Source organism: Rhizobium sp. CNPSo 3670, from assembly GCF_057784555.1.
The window spans coordinates 148,348-171,795 of the sequence record NZ_JBXSOL010000008.1 but is presented as its reverse complement, the minus strand read 5'-3'; the positions used below and the strand labels follow the sequence as shown (position 1 = coordinate 171,795).

29 protein-coding genes and 2 tRNA genes are annotated in these 23,448 nt (G+C 60.7%); 17 read left to right on the top strand and 14 right to left on the bottom strand.

Translation table 11 applies throughout. The annotated features are described in order from the left end of the window. The first annotated feature begins 62 nt into the window (after positions 1–62). Positions 63–1,001: an MBL fold metallo-hydrolase gene (locus AC13QO_RS10865; protein WP_085776868.1), complete on the top strand. Its 939-nt coding sequence runs from the start codon at positions 63–65 to the stop codon at positions 999–1,001. 47 nt (positions 1,002–1,048) lie between these two features. Here AC13QO_RS10865 and AC13QO_RS10860 read toward each other — a convergent pair whose 3' ends face one another. Beyond that, positions 1,049–3,109 (bottom strand): ATP-dependent helicase, encoded by a 2,061-nt coding sequence (locus AC13QO_RS10860; RefSeq protein WP_488540637.1) that lies wholly within the window; start codon positions 3,107–3,109, stop codon positions 1,049–1,051. A gap of 102 nt (positions 3,110–3,211) precedes the next feature. Continuing rightward, the gene (locus AC13QO_RS10855; protein WP_285193376.1) at positions 3,212–3,478 is read right to left on the bottom strand and encodes a hypothetical protein; all 267 of its coding nucleotides are present in this window, start codon (positions 3,476–3,478) and stop codon (positions 3,212–3,214) included. Between the two features lie 236 nt (positions 3,479–3,714). Here AC13QO_RS10855 and AC13QO_RS10850 point away from each other — a divergent pair, with 236 nt between their 5' ends. Beyond that, positions 3,715–3,978: a hypothetical protein gene (locus AC13QO_RS10850; RefSeq protein ID WP_285193377.1), complete on the top strand. Its 264-nt coding sequence runs from the start codon at positions 3,715–3,717 to the stop codon at positions 3,976–3,978. 219 nt (positions 3,979–4,197) lie between these two features. On the opposite strand, the gene AC13QO_RS10845 is transcribed toward AC13QO_RS10850, so the two are convergent. Further along, entirely contained in the window at positions 4,198–4,440 is a 243-nt protein-coding gene (locus AC13QO_RS10845; RefSeq protein ID WP_285193378.1) for a DUF982 domain-containing protein, read from the bottom strand. A 261-nt stretch (positions 4,441–4,701) separates the two neighbouring features. Between AC13QO_RS10845 and AC13QO_RS10840 the strand changes: the two genes are divergently transcribed. Further along, positions 4,702–5,091: a hypothetical protein gene (locus tag AC13QO_RS10840; protein WP_285193379.1), complete on the top strand. Its 390-nt coding sequence runs from the start codon at positions 4,702–4,704 to the stop codon at positions 5,089–5,091. A 46-nt stretch (positions 5,092–5,137) separates the two neighbouring features. Here the strand turns inward: AC13QO_RS10840 and AC13QO_RS10835 are convergent. Beyond that, positions 5,138–5,212, bottom strand: a tRNA-Thr gene (locus AC13QO_RS10835). 156 nt (positions 5,213–5,368) lie between these two features. Between AC13QO_RS10835 and AC13QO_RS10830 the strand changes: the two genes are divergently transcribed. From AC13QO_RS10830 to AC13QO_RS10785, 10 genes are all read left to right on the top strand, one after another. After that, positions 5,369–5,563 carry a hypothetical protein gene (locus AC13QO_RS10830; protein ID WP_085776872.1) on the top strand — a complete coding sequence of 65 codons (195 nt, stop codon included), beginning with the start codon at positions 5,369–5,371 and terminating at the stop codon, positions 5,561–5,563. A gap of 92 nt (positions 5,564–5,655) precedes the next feature. Next, positions 5,656–6,948: a UDP-N-acetylglucosamine 1-carboxyvinyltransferase gene (murA, locus tag AC13QO_RS10825; RefSeq protein WP_085776873.1), complete on the top strand. Its 1,293-nt coding sequence runs from the start codon at positions 5,656–5,658 to the stop codon at positions 6,946–6,948. 157 nt (positions 6,949–7,105) lie between these two features. Further along, a complete protein-coding gene (locus tag AC13QO_RS10820) occupies positions 7,106–7,537 on the top strand; it encodes a DUF2948 family protein (protein WP_488540636.1) in 432 nt (143 codons plus the stop codon). A 57-nt stretch (positions 7,538–7,594) separates the two neighbouring features. Next, positions 7,595–8,890, top strand: coding sequence for a histidinol dehydrogenase (hisD, locus tag AC13QO_RS10815; RefSeq protein WP_097600271.1), 1,296 nt, complete (start codon positions 7,595–7,597; stop codon positions 8,888–8,890). An 8-nt stretch (positions 8,891–8,898) separates the two neighbouring features. Then, entirely contained in the window at positions 8,899–9,372 is a 474-nt protein-coding gene (locus tag AC13QO_RS10810) for a UPF0262 family protein (protein ID WP_085776876.1), read from the top strand. Beyond that, entirely contained in the window at positions 9,369–9,854 is a 486-nt protein-coding gene (locus AC13QO_RS10805; protein ID WP_097600272.1) for an arsenate-mycothiol transferase ArsC, read from the top strand. The genes AC13QO_RS10810 and AC13QO_RS10805 overlap by 4 nt, the downstream gene beginning before the upstream one ends. Positions 9,855–9,977: 123 nt before the next feature. Further along, positions 9,978–10,196 (top strand): translation initiation factor IF-1, encoded by a 219-nt coding sequence (gene infA / locus AC13QO_RS10800; RefSeq protein WP_003545338.1) that lies wholly within the window; start codon positions 9,978–9,980, stop codon positions 10,194–10,196. Positions 10,197–10,232: 36 nt separating this feature from the next. Next, a complete protein-coding gene (locus tag AC13QO_RS10795) occupies positions 10,233–10,853 on the top strand; it encodes a Maf-like protein (protein WP_085776877.1) in 621 nt (206 codons plus the stop codon). A 133-nt stretch (positions 10,854–10,986) separates the two neighbouring features. Continuing rightward, complete coding sequence (gene yacG, locus AC13QO_RS10790) at positions 10,987–11,199, top strand: DNA gyrase inhibitor YacG (RefSeq protein WP_085776878.1); 213 nt, start codon at positions 10,987–10,989, stop codon at positions 11,197–11,199. A 179-nt stretch (positions 11,200–11,378) separates the two neighbouring features. Continuing rightward, positions 11,379–11,454, top strand: a tRNA-Phe gene (locus tag AC13QO_RS10785). Between the two features lie 455 nt (positions 11,455–11,909). Here AC13QO_RS10785 and AC13QO_RS10780 read toward each other — a convergent pair. From AC13QO_RS10780 to AC13QO_RS10735, 10 genes are all read right to left on the bottom strand, one after another. Further along, positions 11,910–12,458, bottom strand: coding sequence for a DUF1643 domain-containing protein (locus AC13QO_RS10780; RefSeq protein ID WP_488540635.1), 549 nt, complete (start codon positions 12,456–12,458; stop codon positions 11,910–11,912). Next, positions 12,455–12,607: a hypothetical protein gene (locus AC13QO_RS10775; protein ID WP_488540634.1), complete on the bottom strand. Its 153-nt coding sequence runs from the start codon at positions 12,605–12,607 to the stop codon at positions 12,455–12,457. Before AC13QO_RS10775 ends, AC13QO_RS10780 begins: the two co-directional genes overlap by 4 nt. A gap of 5 nt (positions 12,608–12,612) precedes the next feature. Further along, complete coding sequence (locus AC13QO_RS10770) at positions 12,613–13,617, bottom strand: acyltransferase family protein (RefSeq protein ID WP_488540633.1); 1,005 nt, start codon at positions 13,615–13,617, stop codon at positions 12,613–12,615. A 58-nt stretch (positions 13,618–13,675) separates the two neighbouring features. Beyond that, complete coding sequence (locus AC13QO_RS10765; protein ID WP_488540632.1) at positions 13,676–14,359, bottom strand: methyltransferase family protein; 684 nt, start codon at positions 14,357–14,359, stop codon at positions 13,676–13,678. A gap of 98 nt (positions 14,360–14,457) precedes the next feature. Next, entirely contained in the window at positions 14,458–15,006 is a 549-nt protein-coding gene (locus AC13QO_RS10760) for a hypothetical protein (RefSeq protein WP_488540631.1), read from the bottom strand. 340 nt (positions 15,007–15,346) lie between these two features. Continuing rightward, positions 15,347–16,078, bottom strand: coding sequence for a hypothetical protein (locus AC13QO_RS10755; RefSeq protein ID WP_488540630.1), 732 nt, complete (start codon positions 16,076–16,078; stop codon positions 15,347–15,349). Positions 16,079–16,455: 377 nt separating this feature from the next. After that, positions 16,456–17,637 (bottom strand): Na+/H+ antiporter NhaA, encoded by a 1,182-nt coding sequence (nhaA, locus tag AC13QO_RS10750; RefSeq protein ID WP_488540629.1) that lies wholly within the window; start codon positions 17,635–17,637, stop codon positions 16,456–16,458. A 188-nt stretch (positions 17,638–17,825) separates the two neighbouring features. Next, positions 17,826–18,446 carry a YceI family protein gene (locus tag AC13QO_RS10745; protein WP_488540628.1) on the bottom strand — a complete coding sequence of 207 codons (621 nt, stop codon included), beginning with the start codon at positions 18,444–18,446 and terminating at the stop codon, positions 17,826–17,828. A 38-nt stretch (positions 18,447–18,484) separates the two neighbouring features. Next, positions 18,485–19,330, bottom strand: coding sequence for an arylamine N-acetyltransferase family protein (locus AC13QO_RS10740; RefSeq protein ID WP_488540627.1), 846 nt, complete (start codon positions 19,328–19,330; stop codon positions 18,485–18,487). A 57-nt stretch (positions 19,331–19,387) separates the two neighbouring features. Beyond that, complete coding sequence (locus AC13QO_RS10735; RefSeq protein WP_488540626.1) at positions 19,388–19,849, bottom strand: cupin domain-containing protein; 462 nt, start codon at positions 19,847–19,849, stop codon at positions 19,388–19,390. A gap of 271 nt (positions 19,850–20,120) precedes the next feature. Between AC13QO_RS10735 and AC13QO_RS10730 the strand changes: the two genes are divergently transcribed. From AC13QO_RS10730 to bufB, 4 genes are all read left to right on the top strand, one after another. Beyond that, on the top strand, positions 20,121–20,618 hold the full coding sequence (locus tag AC13QO_RS10730) for a pyridoxamine 5'-phosphate oxidase family protein (protein ID WP_285193399.1): 498 nt from the start codon (positions 20,121–20,123) through the stop codon (positions 20,616–20,618). Further along, positions 20,615–21,967: a GAF domain-containing protein gene (locus AC13QO_RS10725; protein ID WP_488540625.1), complete on the top strand. Its 1,353-nt coding sequence runs from the start codon at positions 20,615–20,617 to the stop codon at positions 21,965–21,967. Before AC13QO_RS10730 ends, AC13QO_RS10725 begins: the two co-directional genes overlap by 4 nt. A 243-nt stretch (positions 21,968–22,210) precedes the next feature. After that, a complete protein-coding gene (locus AC13QO_RS10720) occupies positions 22,211–22,498 on the top strand; it encodes a BufA1 family periplasmic bufferin-type metallophore (RefSeq protein ID WP_085776890.1) in 288 nt (95 codons plus the stop codon). 60 nt (positions 22,499–22,558) lie between these two features. Continuing rightward, positions 22,559–23,446: an MNIO family bufferin maturase gene (gene bufB / locus AC13QO_RS10715; RefSeq protein WP_097600284.1), complete on the top strand. Its 888-nt coding sequence runs from the start codon at positions 22,559–22,561 to the stop codon at positions 23,444–23,446. Positions 23,447–23,448 lie beyond the last annotated feature (2 nt).

Here is a 23,448-nt window from a genome sequence, read left to right as displayed (position 1 = left end):
TTCGGCATAGTGTCCGCGACGTGACCCATACGGACATCTCTCGATCAAAACAGGAGCGCATCATGTCGCAGGCAGAAGCAAGAACCCGAACGACTGGTCAGCAGGAGCCTGGCAGTCCGAAACATGAAGAATTGGTTCCGTCGCGCTACGCGGTACGGATCGGCGAAATCGAAGTGCTGATCATCAGCGATGGTGTGCTGCCGCTTCCAACCGCGATGCTGGGACATAACGCCGACGCGGCCGACCGGGCGGTCTGGCTGGATGATATGTTCCTGCCGCGGGACGCTTTCGACTGGGCGCTGAACGTGGTCCTGGTGCGCAGCGGCGGCCAGACCATCCTCATCGACGCAGGCTTGGGGCTGGATCCGGACTTGAACTTGCCGCGCGCGGGTCAGTTGATCAAGCGACTGGAAGGCGCCGGCATCGATCTGGCATCCGTGACCGACGTGGTGCTGACGCACCTGCACATGGACCACATCGGCGGGCTGCTGGTCGAAGGGGTCAAGGACCGACTGCGCCCAGACCTCAGGATTCACGTGGCGGCTGCCGAGGCGAAGTTCTGGGAAGCGCCCGATTTCAGCCACGTATCCATGCCGCCCGGCTTCCCTGACGCGCTCCGTGCGACGGCAAAACGTTTCCTGAGCGAGTATGGCAGCCATCTGACGCTGTTCGACGAGCAATCCGAGGTGGCGCCTGGTGTGGTGGCCCAACGCACCGGCGGCCATACTCCCGGACATAGCGTGGTCCGCCTGGCGTCCGGCGGCGACCGGTTGACATTCGCAGGCGACGCCATCTTTGCGGTCGGGTTCGAGCACCCCGACTGGTACAATGGTTTCGAACATGATCCCGAAGAAGCGGCTCGTGTCCGCCGCGATCTTTTGCAAGAGCTGGCGGCGACCGGTGAACAGCTGGTGGCCACGCACCTGCCGTTCCCGTCCGTCGGCCGGGTGGCGGTGGACGGCGAAGCCTTCCGTTGGGTGCCGGTCTTCTGGGACTATTGAGCGCCGAACCAAAGAGCGTTGCATAGAGCCAATCTATGCAACGCGATCTATCGCCACATGCCGCGCATGCGGGCGCCGACGTCGATGCGCACCTGGCGCGCTTGCGCCTGAGCGGCGGCTTCCGACTTCACCTGCGGCCAGCTGCAGGCTTCGAAAAACTGCAGCAGTGTCGCGGGAATGAAGCGGCTGCGCGAGGCATAGACGTGCCGGTCGCCCTGGGCGTTCTGCCCATAGGTGAAGAAGCGTTGCGGCACGACGAGGTCGAGACCATCGCGGGCGCGCGTCATCGCCACGTAGAGCAGCCGGCGCTCCTCCTCGATCTCGGCGGTGGTGCCGACCGCAAGATCGCTCGGAATGCAGCCGTCGACGACGTTCAGCATGAAGACTTTCGTCCATTCCTGGCCCTTGGCGGAATGGATGGTCGACAGGATGAGATAGTCCTCGTCGAGAAGCGGCACGCCGGCTTGATCGCTGGTCGCATCCGGCGGATCGAGCGTGAGCTCGGTGAGGAAACGTTCGCGGGAGGCATAACCCCCGGCGATCTGCTCCAACTGCAACAGATCGGCCTGCCGTGTCGAAGCGTCCTCGTGCAGCCGCTCCAGATGCGGCGCATACCATTGCCGCGCCAGCTCGATTTCCGCCGGCCAGCCGGCCTTGCCGGATTTCAGCTCCTGCAGCATCGAAACGAAGGCGGTCCAGTCCTCGCCGGAGCGTGGCGGCGCTGGCATAGACGCCAGAGCAGACAACGGGCTCGCATCCTCGGCCATCAGATCGAGCGCCTTCTGCGCCGTCGACGGCCCGACGCCCGGCAGGATCTGCATCAGCCGGAAGCCCGCCACCCGGTCGCGCGGATTGTGCGAAAAGCGAAGCGCGGCCAGCATGTCCTTCACATGCGCGCTGTCGAGAAACTTCAACCCGCCGAACTTGACGAAGGGAATGTTGCGGCGGGTCAGCTCGACCTCCAGCGGCCCGCTGTGGTGGGCGGCGCGGAAGAGCACGGCCTGCTGCTTGAGCTTCAGGCCTTCCTCGCGATTGTCGAGCACCTTGTCGGCGACATAACGCGCCTGCTCGGCCTCGTCCCGCACAGAAACCAGGCGCGGCCGCTCCGCCGATTGCCGCTCGGTCCAGAGATTCTTGGTGAAGCGCTCGGAGGCGAGATCGATGACGGCATTCGCCGCCGCCAGGATCGGCTGCGTCGAGCGGTAATTGCGGTCGAGGGTGACGATATCGGCGGCCGGGCTGAAGGCGGCGGGAAAATCGAGGATATTGCGAACCGTCGCCGCACGGAAGGAATAGATCGACTGCGCGTCGTCGCCGACGACGGTCAGCCCCTGTCCCTGGGGCTTCAGCGCCAGAAGGATCGAGGCCTGCAGCCTGTTCGTATCCTGATATTCATCGACGAGCACATGGTCGAAGCGGCTGCCGATATCCTCGGCAATCACGCTCTCGCCGACCATCTGCGCCCAGTAGAGCAGGAGGTCGTCGTAATCGAGCACGTTCTGAGCCTGCTTCGCCTCGACATAGCAGGCGAAAAGCTCACGCAGCTGTTGCTCCCACGCCGCGCACCAGGGAAAGGCGTCGCGCAGCACCTGGTCGAGCGCGGTTTCCGAATTCACCGCCCGGGAATAGATGGCAAGGCAGGTGCCCTTGGACGGAAAGCGGCTTTCCGTCTTTGAGAAGCCGAGATCGTGCCGGATGAGGTTCATCAGATCGGCGCTGTCTTCGCGGTCGTGAATGGTGAAATCGGCATCGAGGCCGATCTGTTGGGCATAATCGCGCAGCAGCCGGGCGCCGATGCCGTGGAAAGTGCCGGACCAGTTGAGCGCATCGGCCATGATGCCGGCATTCGAACCCAGCACATCACGGCAGATGCGCTCGACGCGCCGCGCCATCTCGGCGGCCGCCCGGCGCGAGAAGGTCATCAGCAGGATGCGGCGCGGATCGGCGCCCTTGACGATCAGATGGGCGACGCGATGCGCCAGCGTGTTCGTCTTGCCGGAGCCGGCGCCGGCAATGACCAGCAGCGGCCCGGCAATATGACTGCCGTCGGTGAGCGTGCCGTGCTCGACGGCCATGCGCTGCTGGGGATTGAGCTTTTCGAGATACATCCAGCCGTCCGGTCGGGCTCCCGCAGAATCACTGCGAGAAGATTAGATGTTCCTTGAATGTTCGCGATTTCAGCCGCTGTCAAGTCTGCGGCGCGGCGATCCTCAATCGGGAAAATCCGGTCCCACCTCGCGCCGCACCAGTTTCAAGCTGCGGTCCGGCTGAAGAATATAGGTTTCCTCCACGCGCTGCCCCGTCTCATTGTAGAACTGATTGTAGACGGCGCTGCCGATCGGGGATTTTGTGAGCTTGGTCCGCGGCTGGCCGCCATAGGTGATGCTCCCGGGAATGGGTTCCAGCGCCGGGCTATCAGCCGAGGAGCAGCCGGCCAGCAAAACCGCGGCAACAAAGGCGGGCAGAAGCACTTTCATCGTCGTCATCCCTCTTTTCGAACCGAATATGGAAGGCGTAGCCTCCTTCGCCAAGGGCTGCCTGCCCGCAGCCCTCTTGAAGGTTTCGTGCGTCGGCGCGGCGGTGTCGACGGGCGGCCTAGATAGCGGAAGCATCGTCGGCTGAAGCTATGTGCATAGCCGCCTGTTGCGGCGCTGAGGGAACCAAGTGAGCCCCCACGTGTTGAAATGCCGGACCTGAAACGCTGGAGACCATCATGCAGTCGCTTCTTCGCCTCTGGGCAACGACCTTGATTATCGGTTGCGGTGTCTTTGCCGGCTCCGCCTATGCCTCACTCGAAACCGGCACGAATTATTCCGCCCTTCCGAAGGACCAGATCGCTCTCAACGAATACACCGAGACGGCCGCGTGCAAGCCGGCAGAGCCGCACTATCTGCCGTCCTTCATTCGCGCGGCGGACGGTACGATCATCGGTGTAGGCTATCTCGAGGTGGAAAATGAAGGCGGGGCGGACTGCTGAAAATCCGATCTGCTCGAACGAGGCTCGCCTGCTTTTCCGGTGACGAGCCTCTGACCATCATCATGATGGCTGCCTGTTTTCTATCGAAGCACCTGTCCCAGGCGCAACGCCTTTTGCGCCAAAACCCGGCGCCTGCTGGATGCAAGGTTAAGCAAAAATTAGACAATGTATCGTTCCGGCACGTCATGCCGATCAAATCGACAATAGCCGACGGCCTTGCTAGTGCAGCTTCAGTTTCGCCTCTTCGGCCGCCGCCAGGAACTCGGCTCTCGCCTCCTCCACGCTCTTGCGCCCGTCGAGCGCTGCCCGGCAGGTGCTGCGCGCCTTGATATAATGAAGCCCGCGCGAACTCGGCCAGAAATCCGCTAGGCATTTCAACGCATCGAACGGCCCGGTAACCGTTCGCGCATCGGCATCTTCGAAACCGACCGTGACCGGGCTGTTCCATCGTTCAGTTGCCATCGATACTCCTCCAAGATTGTCGACAGAAACAGGATGCTGCGCCTCCCATTCTCAGGACGGACGCCGCCATGGTAGGCATTCTAGCGCGATTTTTGCCGTCAACAATGGTGAATCGTTTGTTGCTGATCAGGCGAATGCCAGCTTGAGTGACGCGGATCGCCTGGGTGTGCGCGACCGGAGCAATTTTGAGTAGTCGCAGATAAGTTGTATGCCGCTAGCGCGATGCTACCGCTACCGTGTTCGGAAAGCTGGGGGCTCGACATGGGTTTCGATCGAAATTTGATTCAGGCTGCTTTTCTCTCAGTGGCGCTGGCACTGCCGGCGTTCGCCGGCGGCGCAGAGATGTCAGCCGAAGAGGCCTTCCTGGCGCGTATACACTCTGACGTCCTCCCAAGAATGCAGCTGGAATATCTGCAAACCGCCGTCAGTCAGTTTGTACACGCGATCGATATCGCTGCCTTTCGCGCACGCTTGATGCGCGAAGAGGCATTACAGCAATGGTATGTCGAGGACATCTACGATGGAGTGCCTGTGAGGGTAAATGCCGAGCTTCTTGACAGATGGGCCCTGTCGCCATCCATGCCCTATCGTCTCGAAACTGATGTTCCCGATTGCGCTCACGGTAGCGTGCTGCTTCCCACTTGTCCCTAGCGCTCATCCAGCGCAGACGTAATAATGTCCGCTGCTGAAAGAAAACTGGTGCTGCCGAGTGGGATTGAACCACCGACCTCACCCTTACCAAGGGTGTGCTCTACCACTGAGCTACGGCAGCAGGACCAGATCCGCGTGGAGCCGGGCGGCTCAATTGCGGGAACGGGGCGGCTATTGCCACAGCTTGACGACAAGCGCAAGCCGCAAAATCCAACTTCGCGTGGATAGAGATGCAAGGGACTTTTGGATCGGCGCGAATTCGGCTAATTCTGTTGACATGAACGACAAGACCGAAGCCGGCCAGAAGAGCCGTAAAGAGGCGATCGAGGCACAGGCGAAACTGCGCCGCGAGCGCGCCGCCGAAAAGCTCAGGGAAAATCTTTCCAGACGCAAACAGCAGGTGCGTGCCCGCCGTTCCGGCCAGGCCGACGAAACTAACGGGCTGCCCGCCGCAAAAATGGACGAATCGTAATGTTCCGTCCCTGGCGAATTGAAGCCTCTTCATAAATCCCCTAAACACCTCACTCCTTCTTTCAAGGCAGAACTTTCAGGAAGTAAGCGCACATGGATCGTATCAGAATTGTCGGCGGTAATGAGCTGAATGGCATCATTCCGATTTCCGGCGCCAAGAATGCCGCACTGCCGCTGATGATCGCCTCGCTTCTGACCAGTGACACGCTGACGCTGGAAAACGTGCCGCACTTGGCAGACGTCGAGCTTCTGATGCGCATCCTCGGCAATCACGGCGTCGATGTCGCCGTCAACGGCCGCCGCGAGCGCCAGGAGGATTCCTACGCCCGCACGATCCATTTCACCTGCCGCACCATCGTCGATACCACCGCTTCTTACGAACTGGTCTCGAAGATGCGCGCCTCCTTCTGGGTTATTGGGCCGCTCTTGGCGCGTGAGGGCCATTGCCGCGTTTCGCTGCCGGGCGGTTGCGCCATCGGCACGCGCCCCGTCGATCTCTTCATCGACGGCCTGACGGCACTCGGTGCGACCATGGAGATCGATGCCGGCTATATCAATGCCCGGGCGCCGGACGGCGGGCTGATCGGTGCGCGCTACACCTTCCCGAAGGTCTCCGTCGGGGCCACCCATGTGTTGATGATGGCCGCGACCCTTGCCCGCGGCACTACTGTCATCGGCAACGCCGCCCGTGAACCCGAAGTCGCCGACCTCGCCAACTGCCTGAACGCCATGGGCGCCAAGATATCAGGCGCCGGCACCTCGACCATCACCATCGAAGGCGTCACCTCGCTGTCGGGCGCGCGTCATCGCGTCCTGCCGGACCGCATCGAGACCGGCACCTACGCCATGGCCGTCGCCATGGCCGGCGGTGACGTCGTGCTCGAAAATACCGATGTGGCGCTGCTCGAGACCGCGCTGGAAACCTTGCGCCGGACTGGCGCTGACATCTCCGCGACCAATAACGGCATGCGCATCAGGCGCAACGGCGCCGGCATCAAGCCGGTCGATATTGTCACCGATCCTTTCCCGGGCTTCCCCACGGATCTGCAGGCACAGTTCATGGCGCTGATGACCCGCTCCTCCGGCATCTCGCATGTCACCGAGACGATCTTCGAAAACCGCTTCATGCACGTGCAGGAGCTTGCCCGGCTCGGCGCCAGGATCACGCTCTCGGGCCAGACCGCGAAGATCGAGGGTGTCAAGCGCCTGCGCGGCGCCCCCGTCATGGCGACCGATTTGCGCGCCTCCGTCTCGCTCGTCATCGCCGGCCTCGCCGCCGAGGGCGAAACCACAGTCTCCCGCGTTTACCACCTCGACCGCGGCTTCGAGCGGCTCGAAGCGAAGCTGACCCGCTGCGGCGCCGTCGTCGAGCGCATCAGCGAGTAAGAGAGACCTTCATTCCGGTTGCGTAATCGGTCGCAGCATCTTATTTCCCTTGTCTGACGCATCGCCATTCCGGCGATGCCTGTTAAACAGCAAAAGCATGATGTCGTCCGAAAACTGCTCGCACTTTTCGGCATCCTGCTCTGGGGATTGAGCCTGAATGACCGACCTGAAGCTTGTTGCGCTTGATGACGAGGACCTCGCGATCATTTCTGCGCATATGCAGGATAGCGTCTTCAAGGTCGGCGACATCGACTGGTCGCCGCGCGGTGCCCAGTTCGCGCTTGCCGCCAATCGTTTCGTCTGGGAAAGTGCCGCGCGCAAGCGCAAGGGTTTCGAGCGCCGCCGCGCCGCTCTGGTGTTCAAGCGCGTGCTTGCCGTCCGTTCGCTCGGCGTCGATCGCGGCAAACGCGATGAGGTGCTGTCGCTGCTGGCGCTGCGTTTCGAGAAGAAGGGCGAGGGGCCGGATGGCACCATCGAGCTGGCGCTGTCTGGAACGGCCTCGATTGCGCTCGACGTCGAATGTATCGAGGTCCAGATGGCTGATATCGGCGGCCCATGGCAGGCGGCTTCCAAACCCCGCCACCCCTAAAGGGCCTGATGCCTGAAGTTTGAACATCGCGGTTCGAGTTGAGAAGGAATATAGCTCTTGGCAATCTGGCTGGATCAGGCATCGGAAGGTTTCGAGCAGCATTTTGCCGCTTTTCTGACGACGAAGCGCGAAGTGTCCGAGGATGTGAATGCCATCGCCCGCGCCATCATCGATGATGTGAGGGCGCGCGGCGATGTGGCGCTGGCCGAATATTCGCTGAAATTCGACGGCATCGATTTTGCCACCGTGCCGATGCGCGTCACGCCTGAGGAGATTGACGCCGCAATCGAGGCGGTGCCTGCCGAAGTGCTGGGCGCGCTGAAGCTCGCGGCCTTGCGCATCGAGAGCCACCATCGCCGTCAGCTGCCGAAGGATGATATCTACGAGGACGACATGGGCGTCGGTCTCGGCTCGCGCTGGACGGCGATCGAGGCGGTCGGGCTCTATGTTCCGGGCGGCACCGCAAGCTATCCTAGCTCAGTATTGATGAATGCGGTGCCGGCCAAGGTCGCCGGGGTAGACCGCATCGTCATCGCCGTTCCCGCCACCGGCGGCGCCGTCAATCCGGCGGTGCTCGCCGCCGCCAGGCTTGCCGGCGTCACCGAGATCTACCGTGTCGGCGGCGCTCAGGCGATCGCCGCTCTCGCTTATGGCACCGAGACGATCGCGCCGGTCGCAAAGATCACCGGCCCCGGCAATGCCTATGTCGCCGCCGCCAAGCGCCACGTCTTCGGCACCGTCGGCATCGATATGATCGCCGGCCCCTCCGAGGTGCTGGTGATTGCCGATAAGGACAACAATCCCGATTGGATCGCTGCCGACCTTTTGGCGCAGGCCGAGCACGATGCCAGCGCCCAGGCGATCCTCATCACCGACGATGCCCTATTCGGCAAGGCGGTGGAGCAGGCCGTCGAACGGCAGCTGAAGACGTTGAACCGCGCCGAGACGGCAGCGGCAAGCTGGCGGGATTTCGGCGCGGTCATCCTCGTTGCCGATCTGAAGCAGGCCATTCCGCTTGCCAATCGCATCGCAGCCGAACATCTCGAGCTCGCCGTCGCCGATCCCGACCGGCTGCTCGACGGCATCCGCAATGCCGGCGCGATCTTCGTCGGCGCTCATACGCCCGAGGTCATCGGCGATTATGTCGGCGGTTCGAACCATGTGCTGCCGACGGCGCGTTCGGCCCGCTTTTCCTCCGGTCTATCAGTGCTCGATTTCGTCAAGCGCACGTCGATCCTACGCCTTGGGCCGGGTGAGTTGCGCACCCTGGGCCCGGCGGCGATCGCGCTTGCGGTCTCCGAAGGCCTCGATGCCCATGCGCGGTCGGTCGCGATCCGCCTCAACCTCGATTAGGTGAGGGGATGGCGGCGGGCGAATTCCGGCTTTGCGACGTCGTCCTGGACGATACGATCGGCCGTTCGACGCCCGATGTCGAGCATGAGCGCGCCGTCGCCATCTTCGATCTGATCGAGGAGAACAGCTTCGAGCCGCTCGGCCATTCCGGCGGCCCTTATCGGCTGAACATCTCGCTGGTCGATTCGAAGCTGGTCTTCGCCATCAAGACGGAAGAAGGCGGCGATGTCGCCACCCACATCCTGTCGCTTACTCCCTTCCGGCGGATCGTCAAGGATTACTTCATGATCTGCGAAAGCTATTACGAAGCGATCCGATCGGCGACGCCAAGCCGTATCGAGGCGATCGACATGGGCCGGCGGGGCATCCACAATGAAGGCTCGCAGACGCTGAAAGACAGGCTGGCCGGCAAGATAGAGGTCGATTTCGACACCGCCCGGCGGCTTTTCACGCTGGTCTGCGTGCTCTACTGGCGTGGATGACGGCGATGGAGCTTGCCGGCGATGTCGAAGACGCGAAGAGGCCGGGCGCGATCCTCTTCATGTGCGGGCTGAACGCCATCCGCTCGCCGATGGCCGAAGCGATCGCCCGTAGCATTCTGCCGTCCAATACCTATATAAGGTCGGCCGGCGTTCGCGCCGGCGAGCGCGATCCCTTCGTCGATGTCGTGCTTGAGGAAATCGGGCTTTCCCTTGGGCGCCGCCAGCCGCAGACGCTTGATGAACTCGAGGACGATTATTTCGATCTGATCATCACGCTTTCGCCGCAGGCCCATCATGCGGCGCTGGAACTGACGCGGTCGAACGCGGTCGACGTCGTCTATTGGCCGACCATGGATCCGACGGTCGTCAGCGGGACGCGCGAACAGATATTGGACAGCTATCGCGAGGTCCGCGACCACCTGGCCGGTCTCATCGAAAGCCGGCTGCTCAGACGAAATGGCATTGCCGCGCAATCGGCATGAAAACAAATAAAGGAAAGCCTGATCAACAAGGTTCACAAACCTGCGTTGATTGTGTAGTTTCCGCCGAAATTTTAAAGGCGCGCTCTGCGCTGCCTCTGCAACACACAGGAAGAAAACCACTATATGCCGAAAGAAGAAGTCCTCGAATTCCCGGGAATCGTCACCGAACTTCTGCCGAATGCGACGTTTCGCGTGAAGCTTGAAAACGAACACGAGATCATCGCCCATACGGCTGGCCGCATGCGCAAGAACCGCATCCGCGTTCTGGCGGGCGACAAGGTGCTTGTGGAAATGACGCCCTACGATTTGACCAAGGGCCGCATCACCTACCGTTTCAAGTAAGTCTGCCCGCTCCCGTCCGCCGATGGTCGAGGTTTCATGGCGCTGAAATACAAGCTCATTCTGGCCTCGGGCTCGCCCCGTCGCGTCGACCTGCTCAACCAGGCCGGCATCGAGCCTTCGCGCCTGATGCCGATGGATATCGACGAGACGCCGAAGAAGTCGGAGCACCCGCGTTCGCTCGCCCGAAGGCTGTCGGCCGAGAAGGCCGAGGCCGCACTTGCCGCCATCAAGGGTGATATCACCTGGAAGGGCAGCTATATCCTCTCCGCCGATACGGTGGTCGCCGTGGGTCGGCGCATTCTCGGCAAGGCTGAATTCGCCGACGAGGCGCTGAGCTCGCTGCACCTCCTCTCGGGACGCAACCATCTCGTCTATACCGGCGTTTGCCTGGTGACGCCCGAACGCAAGATCCGCCAGAAGATCGTCGAGACCAAGGTGCGCTTCAAGCGGCTGTCCGGCTTCGAGATCGAGAACTATCTTGCCTCCGGCCAGTGGCGCGGCAAGGCGGGCGCTTATGGCATCCAGGGTCTCGCCGGCACTTTCGTGCAGAAGATGGTGGGCTCCTACACCAATGTCGTCGGCCTGCCGCTTTATGAAACCATTCTGCTTCTGACCGGCGAGGGCTTCGATGTGCATAGCCGGTGGCCGGAGGGCTGACCGACGGCCGATGCTTAAAGCGCGTCACGATCTCTCAGATCTCCGTGTCGCCCTTTAAGGCTTTGTTTTTATTCATGTCGCAGTCGCAAAGCCGCTGACACTTTTGCGCGCCATGCTATAGGACGGACCGATCATGCCCGAAGACAAGAAAGCCGCCGCCAAGGTCGAACCGCTGCGCAAGACGCGCCCTTGCCCGGAATGCGGCAAACCATCGAACCGCGAACATTATCCCTTCTGCTCCAACCGCTGCCGCGAGCTCGATCTCTCCCGCTGGCTGACCGGCTCTTATGCCATTCCGGTGGCCGACGACGAAACCAAGGCCGATTATCCCGACGAGGAAAACTAGGAGATTTCCTCTCCGAAGTTCTTATTTTTCCACATGAATCCGCAAAACCGGCAAGACAGTCAAAAAAGAGTCATTTGACGCTTGCCATGGCCGAACAAGATGCTATAACCCCGCTCGCTTCCGGGGCGAACCAAGGCCCCGCGGTTCTTTCATCAAGAACACCGTAGCGAAGCGGGTTGGCCCAGGTAGCTCAGTTGGTAGAGCAGCGGATTGAAAATCCGCGTGTCGGTGGTTCGATTCCGCCCCTGGGCACCATCACGATAATCAGCATTGATATTGTTTGATTTTTCCAGCCTAAGTGTCCTGATATTATGCATGAACGAAAATCTCCGGACACATTTGTTCACGCGGCATGCCGAATTTAGCTCTCGTCATCGCCCTTCGAAACCAGCAAGATCGCACCTTTCGCAAGCCGCCTCTGATTGGTGGCTTTCGGCTCTGGAGATTGCATTGCCGCATGGGCCGCAGACCCTTCGGGCTGGACGCCAAGACCTACTGCGACAAGACCGCTCAAATCTATCGGCGTGAATTAGGGAATGAATTGCGCCCCGAGCGATGCGCCGATCAGGACGCTGCTTACTGGCCCTGACCAGCCCCTCAATTGTGAAATGCGAGCGGGGCTTCCGGCAATCGCTCCACGAACATGTTTCCACAAACGACAAACGTCGGCCCGCGACCGTTTGTCGAGGTTATCGGATGTCCGCGGCTCATCACGCGACCTCCATCGCTCTCTGGAATATGACCGGCCGCTGGTCGCGCGGAATGCGGTGTTGGCCGCGCGCCATCGGGTGTTTGGGGAAGCCGCCTTTTGTCAGGCCAAGGCAGACGATGTCGACGAGCTGCTGGCGGGCGCGGTGCTTGAACCACGTGTCACGGCTGAGGTAATCGCCACCATTGCCCCATGCTGCCAGCACAGGCGTGTTCTGGTGACGGGCAATGATAAGGGCGCGATCGATGAAGTTGTCGCAGCGCGGACCGATCGAGTCCTTAGCCGTCATCATTTCCTTCGGGGATGGCGAGCGCCAGGCGTGAAGGTTGACGATCAGGATGCCGCCATAGCCCCAGAGTTTGGCAAACCAGATGAGCACGAGCACCGTCGGATCATTGCGTCGGTGATCGGCGTCGGAGGGGTTGAGCATGCAAACGACGAGGATGGGCTTGCCCGCATCCCAAACGCGGCGCAGCTCGTCACGGTACAAGGTGCAGTCGGAGATGGCAGCGCTCATCCGCATCTCGGTTTTGAAGAGATCGAGGCTCATCGGCGCTGCTTCCCGGTGATGACTAAGACGGTGCCGCTCTGCATATTCAGCTGGACCGGATCGCCGCGTCCGATGCGGGTGAAGAGCGCATCGAGGTCGCCCTCGGCGGTATCCGCAGCTGAGCGATACTGAAGCACCGACTTGTACAACGCGCTTAATACCTATCTGACAGCGATCGCCCCGTAACTACGCCGCGGGGCAATCGGTTGAATAGTCTCAGGAGCGGTTTTTCGACCTTCTCGTGAATGCGCCAGCAGAACAGCAGGGAGACCGCGACACCGATCGCGATGATGATATCGGGCGGCAAGGGATAGAATATCCACAGCGTCAGCAGTGCCGAAATCGGGACTGTGTGAAAGAGATAGAGCGCGTAGGAGGCCTCTCCGAGGTATGCCCAGACGCTCTTTCCGACATTGATCTGCATCGTGCCGAAAACGATCAATCCGGCAGGAATGCCATAAACTGCCACGCGCTGCAAAGCATCCTGACCGATCAGGAAGTCCAGCGTATCGCCGTGGGGTGCCATGCCGAGCGAGCCGACGGCGAGAATTGCGATTGCGCCAACCGGTATGCCCCATCTCGCGCCTTTGACTGCCGGCGCGTACACCAAGGCGACACCTATCATGAATTCGAGGATGATGGGGTTGCCGAGGAATTGGAACACCGGCGCTGTCGATCGGAACGTCAGCGACACCGCGAAGATCCCGAGGATCGCCGGCAAGTAACGCCGGTCGAGGAGGACAAGCGTCGCCGCCCCATAGAAGAGCATTTCGAAACAGAGCGTCCATGCGGCAGGCAGGACGGGCGCTGCCATCTGATCGAACGCCGGCCACAGGGTTAGCGTCGCGATTGTCTCCCGCCAGCCGAAGCCGGATTTTGCGGCGATGAATGCTGCCGGGATAGATGCGAGATAGTACATCGGGAGAATGCGACGAATTCGTTTCCACGCGAATTGCTGCCATGTCAGGCCGCGGGCTGTCCGGGTGATGATGACCCCTGAAATGACGAAGAAAATATCGACGCCGGCGGTGCCCGCAACCTGGATCATCGGCGGGAAAATCCCGCTTGATCCGGTGGCTTGGTAGGCCGTCAGCGCCGCATGCAGGTAGACGACCATCAATGCGGCGATGAAACGCAGTACCTGTAGCGACCAGATCATGATTGTCCGTCAACCCCTCGATCACCAAGCCTAGCGAGAAAAGAGCATTCACAGGCCGTCACGCAGTGGTCGTGGCGCGTTTGCCGCGCATGGGCAGAATCGGAACCACCCGGGGGACGCGCTCGGCATATGATCGGTAGTCTGGAAATGCCGCCCGGAGAACCGTCTCTTCGTTAATCATCCGGCGAAGTTGCAGGCACCAATGCACGATTCCGAGAAATACCGTCCACGGAGAAAAGCTGAACAGGATCATCCCGATAACGAATATCTCCTCGGTCAGATAGAGCGGGTGGCGGACGATGGAATATGGCCCCGTTGTGACCAGAGCTCTTGCACCCGGTGCTATGCTGAAACTGCGGCCGAGGATCGCAAGCATATATGCCGATGAAAGGCAGCCAGTGATCATCAAAACCGTTGCGGCAAGACGCACAGTATCTGGCAATACCATTGGCGGCGGCAGGAAGGCGATCAGCAGGAAGAGGAAGGTGCCTGCCATCGCCGTCAGGTATGGTTCAACGCCGCGCGCAGACCGCACTTGGGGCATTCTCGTTAGGGTCACGACACACATCATGCCGATAAATAAGATCGCAGCGATCTCAGCTATTAGGAATACGACACCCCTGGACGGATAGTCGCCGGTCGCCATCATCCGTGCGATCTTCGTCCACACACCTAGTATTGAATAGGAGCAGATTCCAATACGGCCGATAATGTCTGCAATAATCAAGTGTCGATTGCTCATTGGTATCCCCGCGTTATTTGAACGCATCTTCGCACGGTTGCGAGAAATGGCAACCGCAACTGATTAAATCGGTAAATACCAACTATTGGGGATGTGACTTACACCGGCGTCCGTCGATGCAAGGACACGCGATGCTCCAGCAGCCGATCAATGCAGGCCCGGATCCGGATGCCTCGGATGATTTCGGCATGAGTAGAAAGGCACGCGAGGGCGGCCAGGATGATCAACGCGGTTCCGAGGAGTGCGGTAGGCAACGGCAGTGACCAGTCGACGTAACCGGGGAGTGACGTCCCACTGCGACCTGCTTCAGCTGCGCTTGCAGCCGCATTGGCAAGCACCAAACCGATCAGCGCAATATGAGCATGAACGAAGCGTGCCCTAAGAAACCGTTTCGGATGAAAAGAAAGATAGACGCCGAAAATCGCCATCGATGCAAACGCCGCGAGAAGCTCCCACGCTCCCAGCCCCGCCACGCTAAGTAACATAAGGGGTAGGCGCAACACCGGCAGCAAAGTCAGGTAAAGCGCCCAAGCAAACGGGCGAGATGGATACATCGCCAGCAGTAGCATGCTGGCGGCAAATATTGCGCCGATGGCATAGACCAAAGCAGGTCCGAGACGAACAACAGTCAGAACCAAGACACGCATTCGCTTTTCTCCTTCGGCAGGCATCGTGGTTCTGGGCAGAATATTCGCAGCTGCTTGAGCAGGGCTTGCCGCTCGATCGGCGCCCGCATGAATGACTCCGGCTGCGGAGATTTGCAATCTTCTACAAAACTTATCCACCTTAACGAGGCGATTTCATGGACATCGACGACACGCCGCTGCGGCTGTCGCCGTCCGCGGCGTTCGGAACCTGATCGCGGCTTAACCTCAGCCACCCGGGAACCCTAGCATTTCACATAAAGCGTGTAGGTCCGGGCAGGGCGGCCGAGACTATCTGTGCCGTTCTTGAAATACATTCGCCGGCGCGATCACAGGCACGCATCTACTCGATACTCGCCAAAACCTCGGAGATAACCGAGAATTTCGTGGCCTGCCAGCGTCTGTAGTCGAGGACGAATCGCGCGGAAATCCAGCAATCTCCGCTCATTTGGGTAGCCTGCCATCCCAGCAATCCTTGAGTTCGCGCGGCCGCCAGCAATCTGCTGGCATGACTGCGGGAAATGACATATTCGGCTGCGGTCAATTGAGCGGAGACATCGCCCACCCAGGTTCGTTCACCTACGACCGGTGCCAGTGGCACACGCGACATGAGGTCGTGCAGTATGTTGCTTCCGGATTCGGACCTCACGAACAGCGCAATGCTTTCGGGCGGGCTGTACCAATCCGGATGGTTAAACAGTCGACGTGCAATACGCGGCTGAGCGCGATACAGAATTGTCTCATCCGCTTCCGACCACCGACAGCGATCTCCCGCATCCATGCCGTCGAGCGAACGAAGGTGCCCCTCGAACCATTGCCGGATCAAGGCTTCAACATAGGCGCTCGCTTGTAACGGTTTGGCGCGCCGATCCGTCGTCTCCACCGGCTCGAATAATTTGTAATACGCCATCTCCTTCATATGTGAGACGACGGTGTTGTGGCTGGCGATGTGGTTCTCAACGAGAAACTTTGCGAGGTTGGAAGCGGTCAAAGGGGGGCAGGACGGGTTGAGTTTCCGCTCAAAATGCAACGCTAATGCCGCCTGGCTGAGCAGCCACTTCTGCAGATCGGCCACATAACGCACTATTCTGGGAGCTCTGCGATGAATTGCCAGTAACTCGGATGCGGATTCGCGCAGAGCCGCAGCAAAGGAGGCATCCGCAATGAGATCTTCAACACTATAGCTGCGGCATCTATTCTGCAGTGAGGTTGAACCTAAAGGTACCGACATTTAAAACCGAAGTGTAATCGATGCTGGCTCGGGATAATAAAATAGCGAATAGACAAAAGTCACTGCTGGGCCAGCGACTGGCCGACTTTATCCAAAATTTGCGTATAATTCGAGCAGGTTTTTGTGGTAGATGGTTGATCCAAAGCTTTGACAGGACGTCTCCTCCGGCCGAAACAAAGGCGCTATCGGCGGGGTTCTTCACGAAGACCTGCAAGCGCCTCTCAGGATCGTCGATTGAAGGTTGCGAGCATCGCCGCGCCGACCAGACCGGATAGCAGAGATCCCAGCAGGATGCCCATTTTCACGTGGTCCTGGACCTCGGGATCGTTGAATGCAAGCAGCCCGATGAAAAGGCTCATGGTGAAGCCTATGCCGCAGAGGGCGGCCACACCGGTCATCTGCCCCCAGCTCGCCTTTGCCGGGAGGTCGGTGAGGCCGAGTTTGACGAGGAGGAAGACGGTGCCGAGAACGCCGACCAGTTTTCCAAGCAACAGGCCTGCCGCTACGCCGAGCGTCAATGGCTCCGTCAGCGTGGCTACCGAGACGCCGGAGAAGGAGACACCGGCATTGGCGAAGCCGAAGATCGGAACGACGATGAAGGCAACGGGTTTGTGGAGGACGTGCTCGAGATGGTGCAACGGCGACTGGTCGTGGCTTGCTTCGGGTGTTCCCGGCGTCACCTTCAGCGGAATCGCAAGAGCGAGAAGAACGCCGGCCAGTGTTGCGTGGATGCCGGATGCGAAGACGAGCACCCAGAGCACGGCACCGAGCAGCAGATACGGCCAGAGCTTCAGAATACGTGCACGGTTCATGCCGTAAAGCGCCGCGAGCACCGCCGCGGCCCCGGCAAGCGCCAGAAGATTGAGATCGTTGGTGTAGAACAGTGCAATCACCACGACCGCCCCCAGGTCGTCGATGATCGCCAGTGCCGCCAGGAAGATCTTCAACGAGGCAGGCACGCGCGGGCCGAACAGCGAGATGACGCCGAGCGCGAACGCGATGTCCGTCGCGGTCGGTATCGCCCAGCCACGCAGGGCGGCCGGGTTTTCCCGGTTGAACAAGATATAGAAGAGGGCGGGGAACAGCATGCCTCCCAGTGCCGCCGCACCCGGCAGAATGCGGCGGCTCCAGCTGGAGAGTTGGCCGTCCAGCATTTCGCGCTTGATCTCGAGCCCGACGAGGAGAAAGAACAGCGCCATCAGCGCGTCATTGATCCAGTGCAGCAGGCTGAGCGGCCCCAGATAGATGTGAAGTGCGTGGAAGTAACCCTCTGCAAGCGGTGAGTTCGCCGTCACGATTGCCGCCAACGCGACCGCCATCAACACGAGACCGCCCGAAGCTTCGCTATCGAGGAACTGGCGAAGGGTGGATCGGATGAGACCTGGAGAGATAGGCTGCGACACCGGTCAGCGCTCCCTGTGTTTTGGAAGGTTGATCTTCAGTCTCCGTCGATTTCGGGAAAGCCCGCGGCGCACGCAGCACACGCCATCGCCTGTAAGATAAAGGGGTCGCGTCGCCATTTCCAGCGAAATCGGCCCCGATCCACCGCAGGCGGCGCAGGTCCGGTTGGACCTGCCGCTCGCCTTGCTTCTCACTGGAATGAGTAATCAGCCGGCACCATCTGCGTTTCTATCGCGAAGGTGACGATGTCGCCGAGTTCGGGGATTGCAAAATCCAGTCCCCAATCGCTGCGGCGGATGCTGCCGGTCGCCGAGAAACCGATCTTCGGGACGCCCATCATTGGGTGCTTCGCCATTGAGCCGTTGAAGGTGACGTCGAGTTTTGCCGGGTGCGTCTCGCCGCGCAAGGTCAGGAGGCCTTCGACGGTGCCGGTCTTCTCGCCCGTCACATGGATCGCCCTGGAAACGAAGGTGATCGGCTTGGCTGCAAGGAAGCTCTCGTCTCCGCCGATCTCCGCATCGAAGTTGACCTTGTTGGGCCATGGATAATCAGTGCGGACCGAAAGCGGATCGATGGTGACCAAAAGCGTGGAGGCTTCAGGTTTTTCGGGCTTCCAGTCGAGCCGCGCATCGACCCCGGTAAAGCGCGCGGTGTAGTGGGACAGGCCGGAATGGTCGAATGACCAATTGAAGCTCGAATGCGAGGGATCGGTCTTGTAGCCCCCACTCGGCGCAGGATCGGTTGCGGTGGCAAGAGCAGCGAAGGTCGTGCTCAAGGTAAGAGCAAGGGCGAGTGCAGTTGTGCGAAGCATTGATGGTTCCTCGGATGGGAAATGATGAGGTTGTCGGTTCACGCAGCCTTGTCGCGGCGGATCGTCTGGAGGCGCTCCCAGACGCGGTCGGACCGGGGAATGTCGAGATCGAAGACTGTCTCGAACGTGTCGCCGAGATGGGCGGCGCTCGTAATGGGCTCCTCGCTGAGGCTGTTCGCCGTCACGCGGCGCAGACGGTCGTTCTGGAGGGCGACGTAGCCGTCCGCCGTATGCCGCAATACCGCGAGCGCATTGGTGAAAGGAGAACCGGGATCTTGCATCAGCCAGCCATGTGTTGCGGCCATCGCGGCTTCGTCGCTGTGGTCGAGCCGGAAATCGAAGCTTTTCGCGATGCCGAGAACATGATTATTGAAACGCAGCCAGCTCCCGTCGGCCGGCATGATGGAGAAATCGAAGCCGCGTTGGCTGATCGGCCCGGCCACAAGCGGCACCGGCTCGATGATGGCGTCCGCTATGCCGACCTCGGCGAGATAGGGACGGTCGAGATCGACACGCAGCGTCAGATGATTGCCGATGGCGATGTCGCCAAGCTTTTCCCGGTCGACCGCGCCGCAAAGGCGCGTCACACGGAAGCCCAGTGCAGCAAGCGCGGCGCCGAAGAGGCCGTTCATCTCATAACACCAGCCGCCCCGCCGCCTTTCGACCATCTTGGCGAATGCCGCAGCCGGGGAGATCGAGGAGGGCCATCCCATGAAGGCGTCCAGTGCCTCCCATGTAAAACTCATGAGATGGGCGCGATGCAACTGCGACAAGCTGTCTATGTCGAGGCGCGAAGGCCGCTCGACCCCGATCCGAGCCAAATAGGCATCGAGTTGCGCGGTTGTCAGGGTCACTGCGTTTTCGTTGGAAGTTGCATGTGTCATCGTTCGGTCTCCTTTCAAGTGGACCGTTGCTCATTATCGAGACGTGTTTGCGTTGGTTCAGGCGACCTTGCGATCGTCCTCGGGTGGGAAGGTCAGGCCGAAGCCCCTGGCGATCGAGGCGATCTGCTCGGGCGTTTCCGGCTTGCAGAGTTCGACGATCGGAAAGAAGCCTTCGAACCCGCCCGGCGTGACGACGACCATGAGGCGGCCCTCCGTCTGCCCCACATTGCGGAACCGGTGCGGCACACCGCGCGGCAAGGCGATAGAGCCGCCTTCCGTGAGTTCGACATAATCGCCGGCGCACCAGAAGCCGAAGCGGCCGGAAAGAACGCGGAACAACTCGTCCTCGCGTTCATGCACGTGCAGTGGCGGACCTTCGCCAGGCAGCACGCAGGCTTCGAACAGGCCGAGCGAACCGCCAGTACTGGCCGCCATAATACGGATGACATGCTTGCCGAACGCCATTGCCGGCATCCCATGCCCCGGCGGCGAAACCGCCGCATGATCAAACTTCTCCATTTCTCTTTCTCCAAATTCGTGCCGCATCGACCGCCGGCGGTTTCGCCCTGGGGCGAAACGCAGAAATCCGTGCCCGCTCCGGTATGCGGGGCGGGCGCGATTGTCATTCGCCCGGCGGCACGGGGCCGCCGGACACGGAGGTGTGATGGTAGTCGAGGCCGTTGAGCCGGTACGTCGCTTCTATAGCGCAGCGAAAAAACCGGCGTTCCTAAATGAATGTGCAAGCCGTACCGGGAATCCTAAAAGTTTGCTAAGGAGGATTGGGCAAACAATGGGGGCGGCAGTGAGGCTTGACGACAGGCTCCTCGATTTTTTCAACAGGCCGCTGATGTGCATCATCGCGGTGGCTGACGAGACCGGCCGTCCTTCGGCGGGACGCGGCGTCGGCTTCCATCTTCTGGAAGACCGAGAAACGATCGACGTCATCTTTTCAGCCTGGCAGTGGCCGCGGCTCGAAATCGGTATCCGGCAGACCGGGCGGATCGCCGCCACCTTCGTAACCCCTTCGGATTATGTAAGTTTCCAGCTGAAGGGGAGCGCCGGCATGCGAGAGATCCAGAGTTCCGACCTCGATCGCGCCGATCACTTCATCACCGCAGCGACAAACGAGCTCGAATCGCTCGGCGTCCCCCGGCATCTCATCTCGCCATGGCTGACGGCGCGTGAGGCGCGGGTCGCCCGGCTGGTGATCAGTGAAATATATGTCCAGACGCCCGGCCCGCTCGCCGGCATGCTGGCGGGCACCCATGTTGGCGCGCGGTCCCAATGAATCTGCGGCTTTCCGATCTTTCCGCCTGCTTCGAGGGTGTCATTCCCTCCATCATCGCCACGGCATCGGCCGACGGCATGCCGAACATATCCTATCTTTCCCATGTGGTGCGGGTCGATGAGGAGCATGTCGCACTCTCCAACCAGTTCTTCGCCAAGACGGCGGCGAATATACGCGCCAATCCAAAGGTCACGCTGATCCTGGTGGACGGGTTCACCGGCGATCAGTTCCTGCTCGACATTGGTTTCGTTCGTTCGGTCGATGCCGGCCCGCTGTTCGACAAGATCGCCCGCCAGCTCAAGGCGAGCAGCGCGCAGATCGGCATGTCGGATGTCATGCGGCTGAAGAGCGCCGATATTTTCCGGGTGTACGGAATTGAGAAGGTTCCCTCGCCGGTGGAAACAGCTTCGCCGCCGAGCAGCCGGGCGCCTGTCAGCCTCCCTGATCTTTCCAAGGCGATCAAGGCGATCGAGCGACAGTCGGAGGCCGATGAGATCATCGACAACCTGCTCACCGGCGTCAAGCACGTGCTGGGATACGGCAACGCGCTCGTGCTCATCCACGACAACCATCGCGGCTGCCTGATCACGACAGGCAGCATCGGCTACGAGCGCTCAGGCCTCGGATCGGAAATCGCAGGCGGCGATGGATTGATCGGGGCTGCGGCAGCGGGTGGACAGACGATCAAGGTCAGTGACATGAGCCGTGTGCGCCGGTTTGGCGAAGCGATCGGCCTGGAGGCTGAAGGGGCTGAAAACGCGACGCGCACGATCGCTTTCCCGCATTTGCCGGCGGCGATGAGCCAGATTGCAGTTCCCTTGATCGCCGGCGGCACGGTGACGGGCGTGCTCTTCATCGAGAGTCCGGAGCGGCTCGCTTTTCGCGAAGAGGATGAGGCTGCTCTCGAGATACTGGCGGGACAGGCGGCCGGCGCTCTGAGAGCCAGCGAGCGGGCAGCGGCTGCCGCCGAACAGAGACCTGCGATCAGCACGCCTGAGCCTGCTGCGGCCGGCCGAGAAATCCGCGTCGTCCATCACCGCTTCGATGACAGCGTCTTTATCGATGGCACTTACATCGTGAAGGGCGTTGCCGGCACTCTGCTGCGCCTCATGCTCGATTGGCATCTGAGCGACGGCAGAAGCGAGTTCACCAACCGGGAAATGCGGTTGACGGCCGGCGCACGCATGCCGGAGATCAAGGACAATCTCGAAACCCGGCTCTTGCTGTTGCGCCGTCGGCTCGAAGAAAAGCAGGCGCCCATCCGCCTCGCCCGCATCGGCAGGGGCCGTGTCAGGCTGGAGGCGGAAGGACCGCTGGTCCTTGAAGCCGTCACAGGTGAATACCCATAAGCTGAGTCGTTTCCCCATTTTCAGCACGGACGAGTTCGAGCTTCGACATCTCATCCAAAGACATGCGTGAGGGCCCGTTTGCAGTGCCGGCTCCAACATTGTGTCATCGCCCGCAGCAGGCGTCTTGAAAATGCCGATCACCAATTCGTGTTCGTCGTGGCTGTAACAAGCGGGATCGTCGGCTCGAAAGAGGGATTACGCGGCCGATGATCGGTACGCGGACCTTTCAAGAGGAGACCATCCATGAACCGTTCCACTCTGACCCTTGCCCTCGCAGGCTCGCTTGCCACTGCGATTTCATCCGCTGCCTTCGCCGCACCGCTGCCGGCGGAGAAAATGGTGGGCAAGGAGAAATGCTATGGCATCGCGCTCAAGGGTCACAATGATTGTGCCGCCGGTGCCGGCACGACCTGCGCAGGTACATCGACGATGGATTATCAGGGGAACGCCTGGAAGGCAGTCCCAGCCGGCACCTGCACCAGCATGAATGTCAAGGGGCACATGGGTAAGCTCGAGCCGACCAAAGGCTGACCCTAAAGGGAGGCCCGATGCTCGGGCCTCCATCTTTTCTCGCCAAACCGGGAGAATGCGATGACTGCTTCGACAACCCGACCTGTCCTGCTGCCTGCACGGGGCGGCCTCGGCCTAAAGCCCGAGCATTATGAGACTATTCTGGCCGATCTGCCGGATGTCGGCTTTTTTGAGGTTCATGCCGAGAACTACATGGGCGCAGGTGGGCCGCCGCATCGCTATCTCCAGGCCATCACGGAACACTATCCGCTGTCGCTGCACGGTGTCGGTTTGTCGATCGGCTCGCCGCGTGGGCTCGACAAGGCGCATCTGAATCGACTTCGCAGCTTGATCGATCGCTATCGGCCGCAGAGCTTTTCCGAACATCTGGCCTGGTCGACGCATGAAACGGGATTTCTCAACGATTTGTTGCCGCTACCCTACACGGAAGAAACGCTGGCACGCGTCGTCGACCATGTCGATGAAACGCAACAGGCGCTCGGGCGACAATTGCTGCTGGAAAACCCTTCCACCTATATACTGTTCGCCGACAGTACGATCGATGAAGTGGATTTTCTGGGGGCGATCGCGCAGCGGACGGGCTGTGGCCTTCTGCTCGACGTCAACAATGTGATGGTCTCGGCGGTGAACCACCGGCTCGATGCCGCCACCTATATAGATCGTTTTCCGGTCGAGCTCGTCGGCGAGATTCACCTTGCCGGCTACGACGAAACCGTCGACTCCACCGGCGACCGGCTGCTGATCGACGCGCACGCGACGGCAGTGAAGAGCGATGTATTGGCGCTCTACGCACATACCCTCGCGCGCACCGGCGCACTCCCGACGCTGATTGAATGGGACAATAATGTTCCGGATTTCGCCACACTGTATTCAGAGGCGAAACGTGCGGATGCGATGCTCGCCGCCGAAACGTTTCGCCGCGGCGGGCGCCGGATCCGGGCGGCGTAACG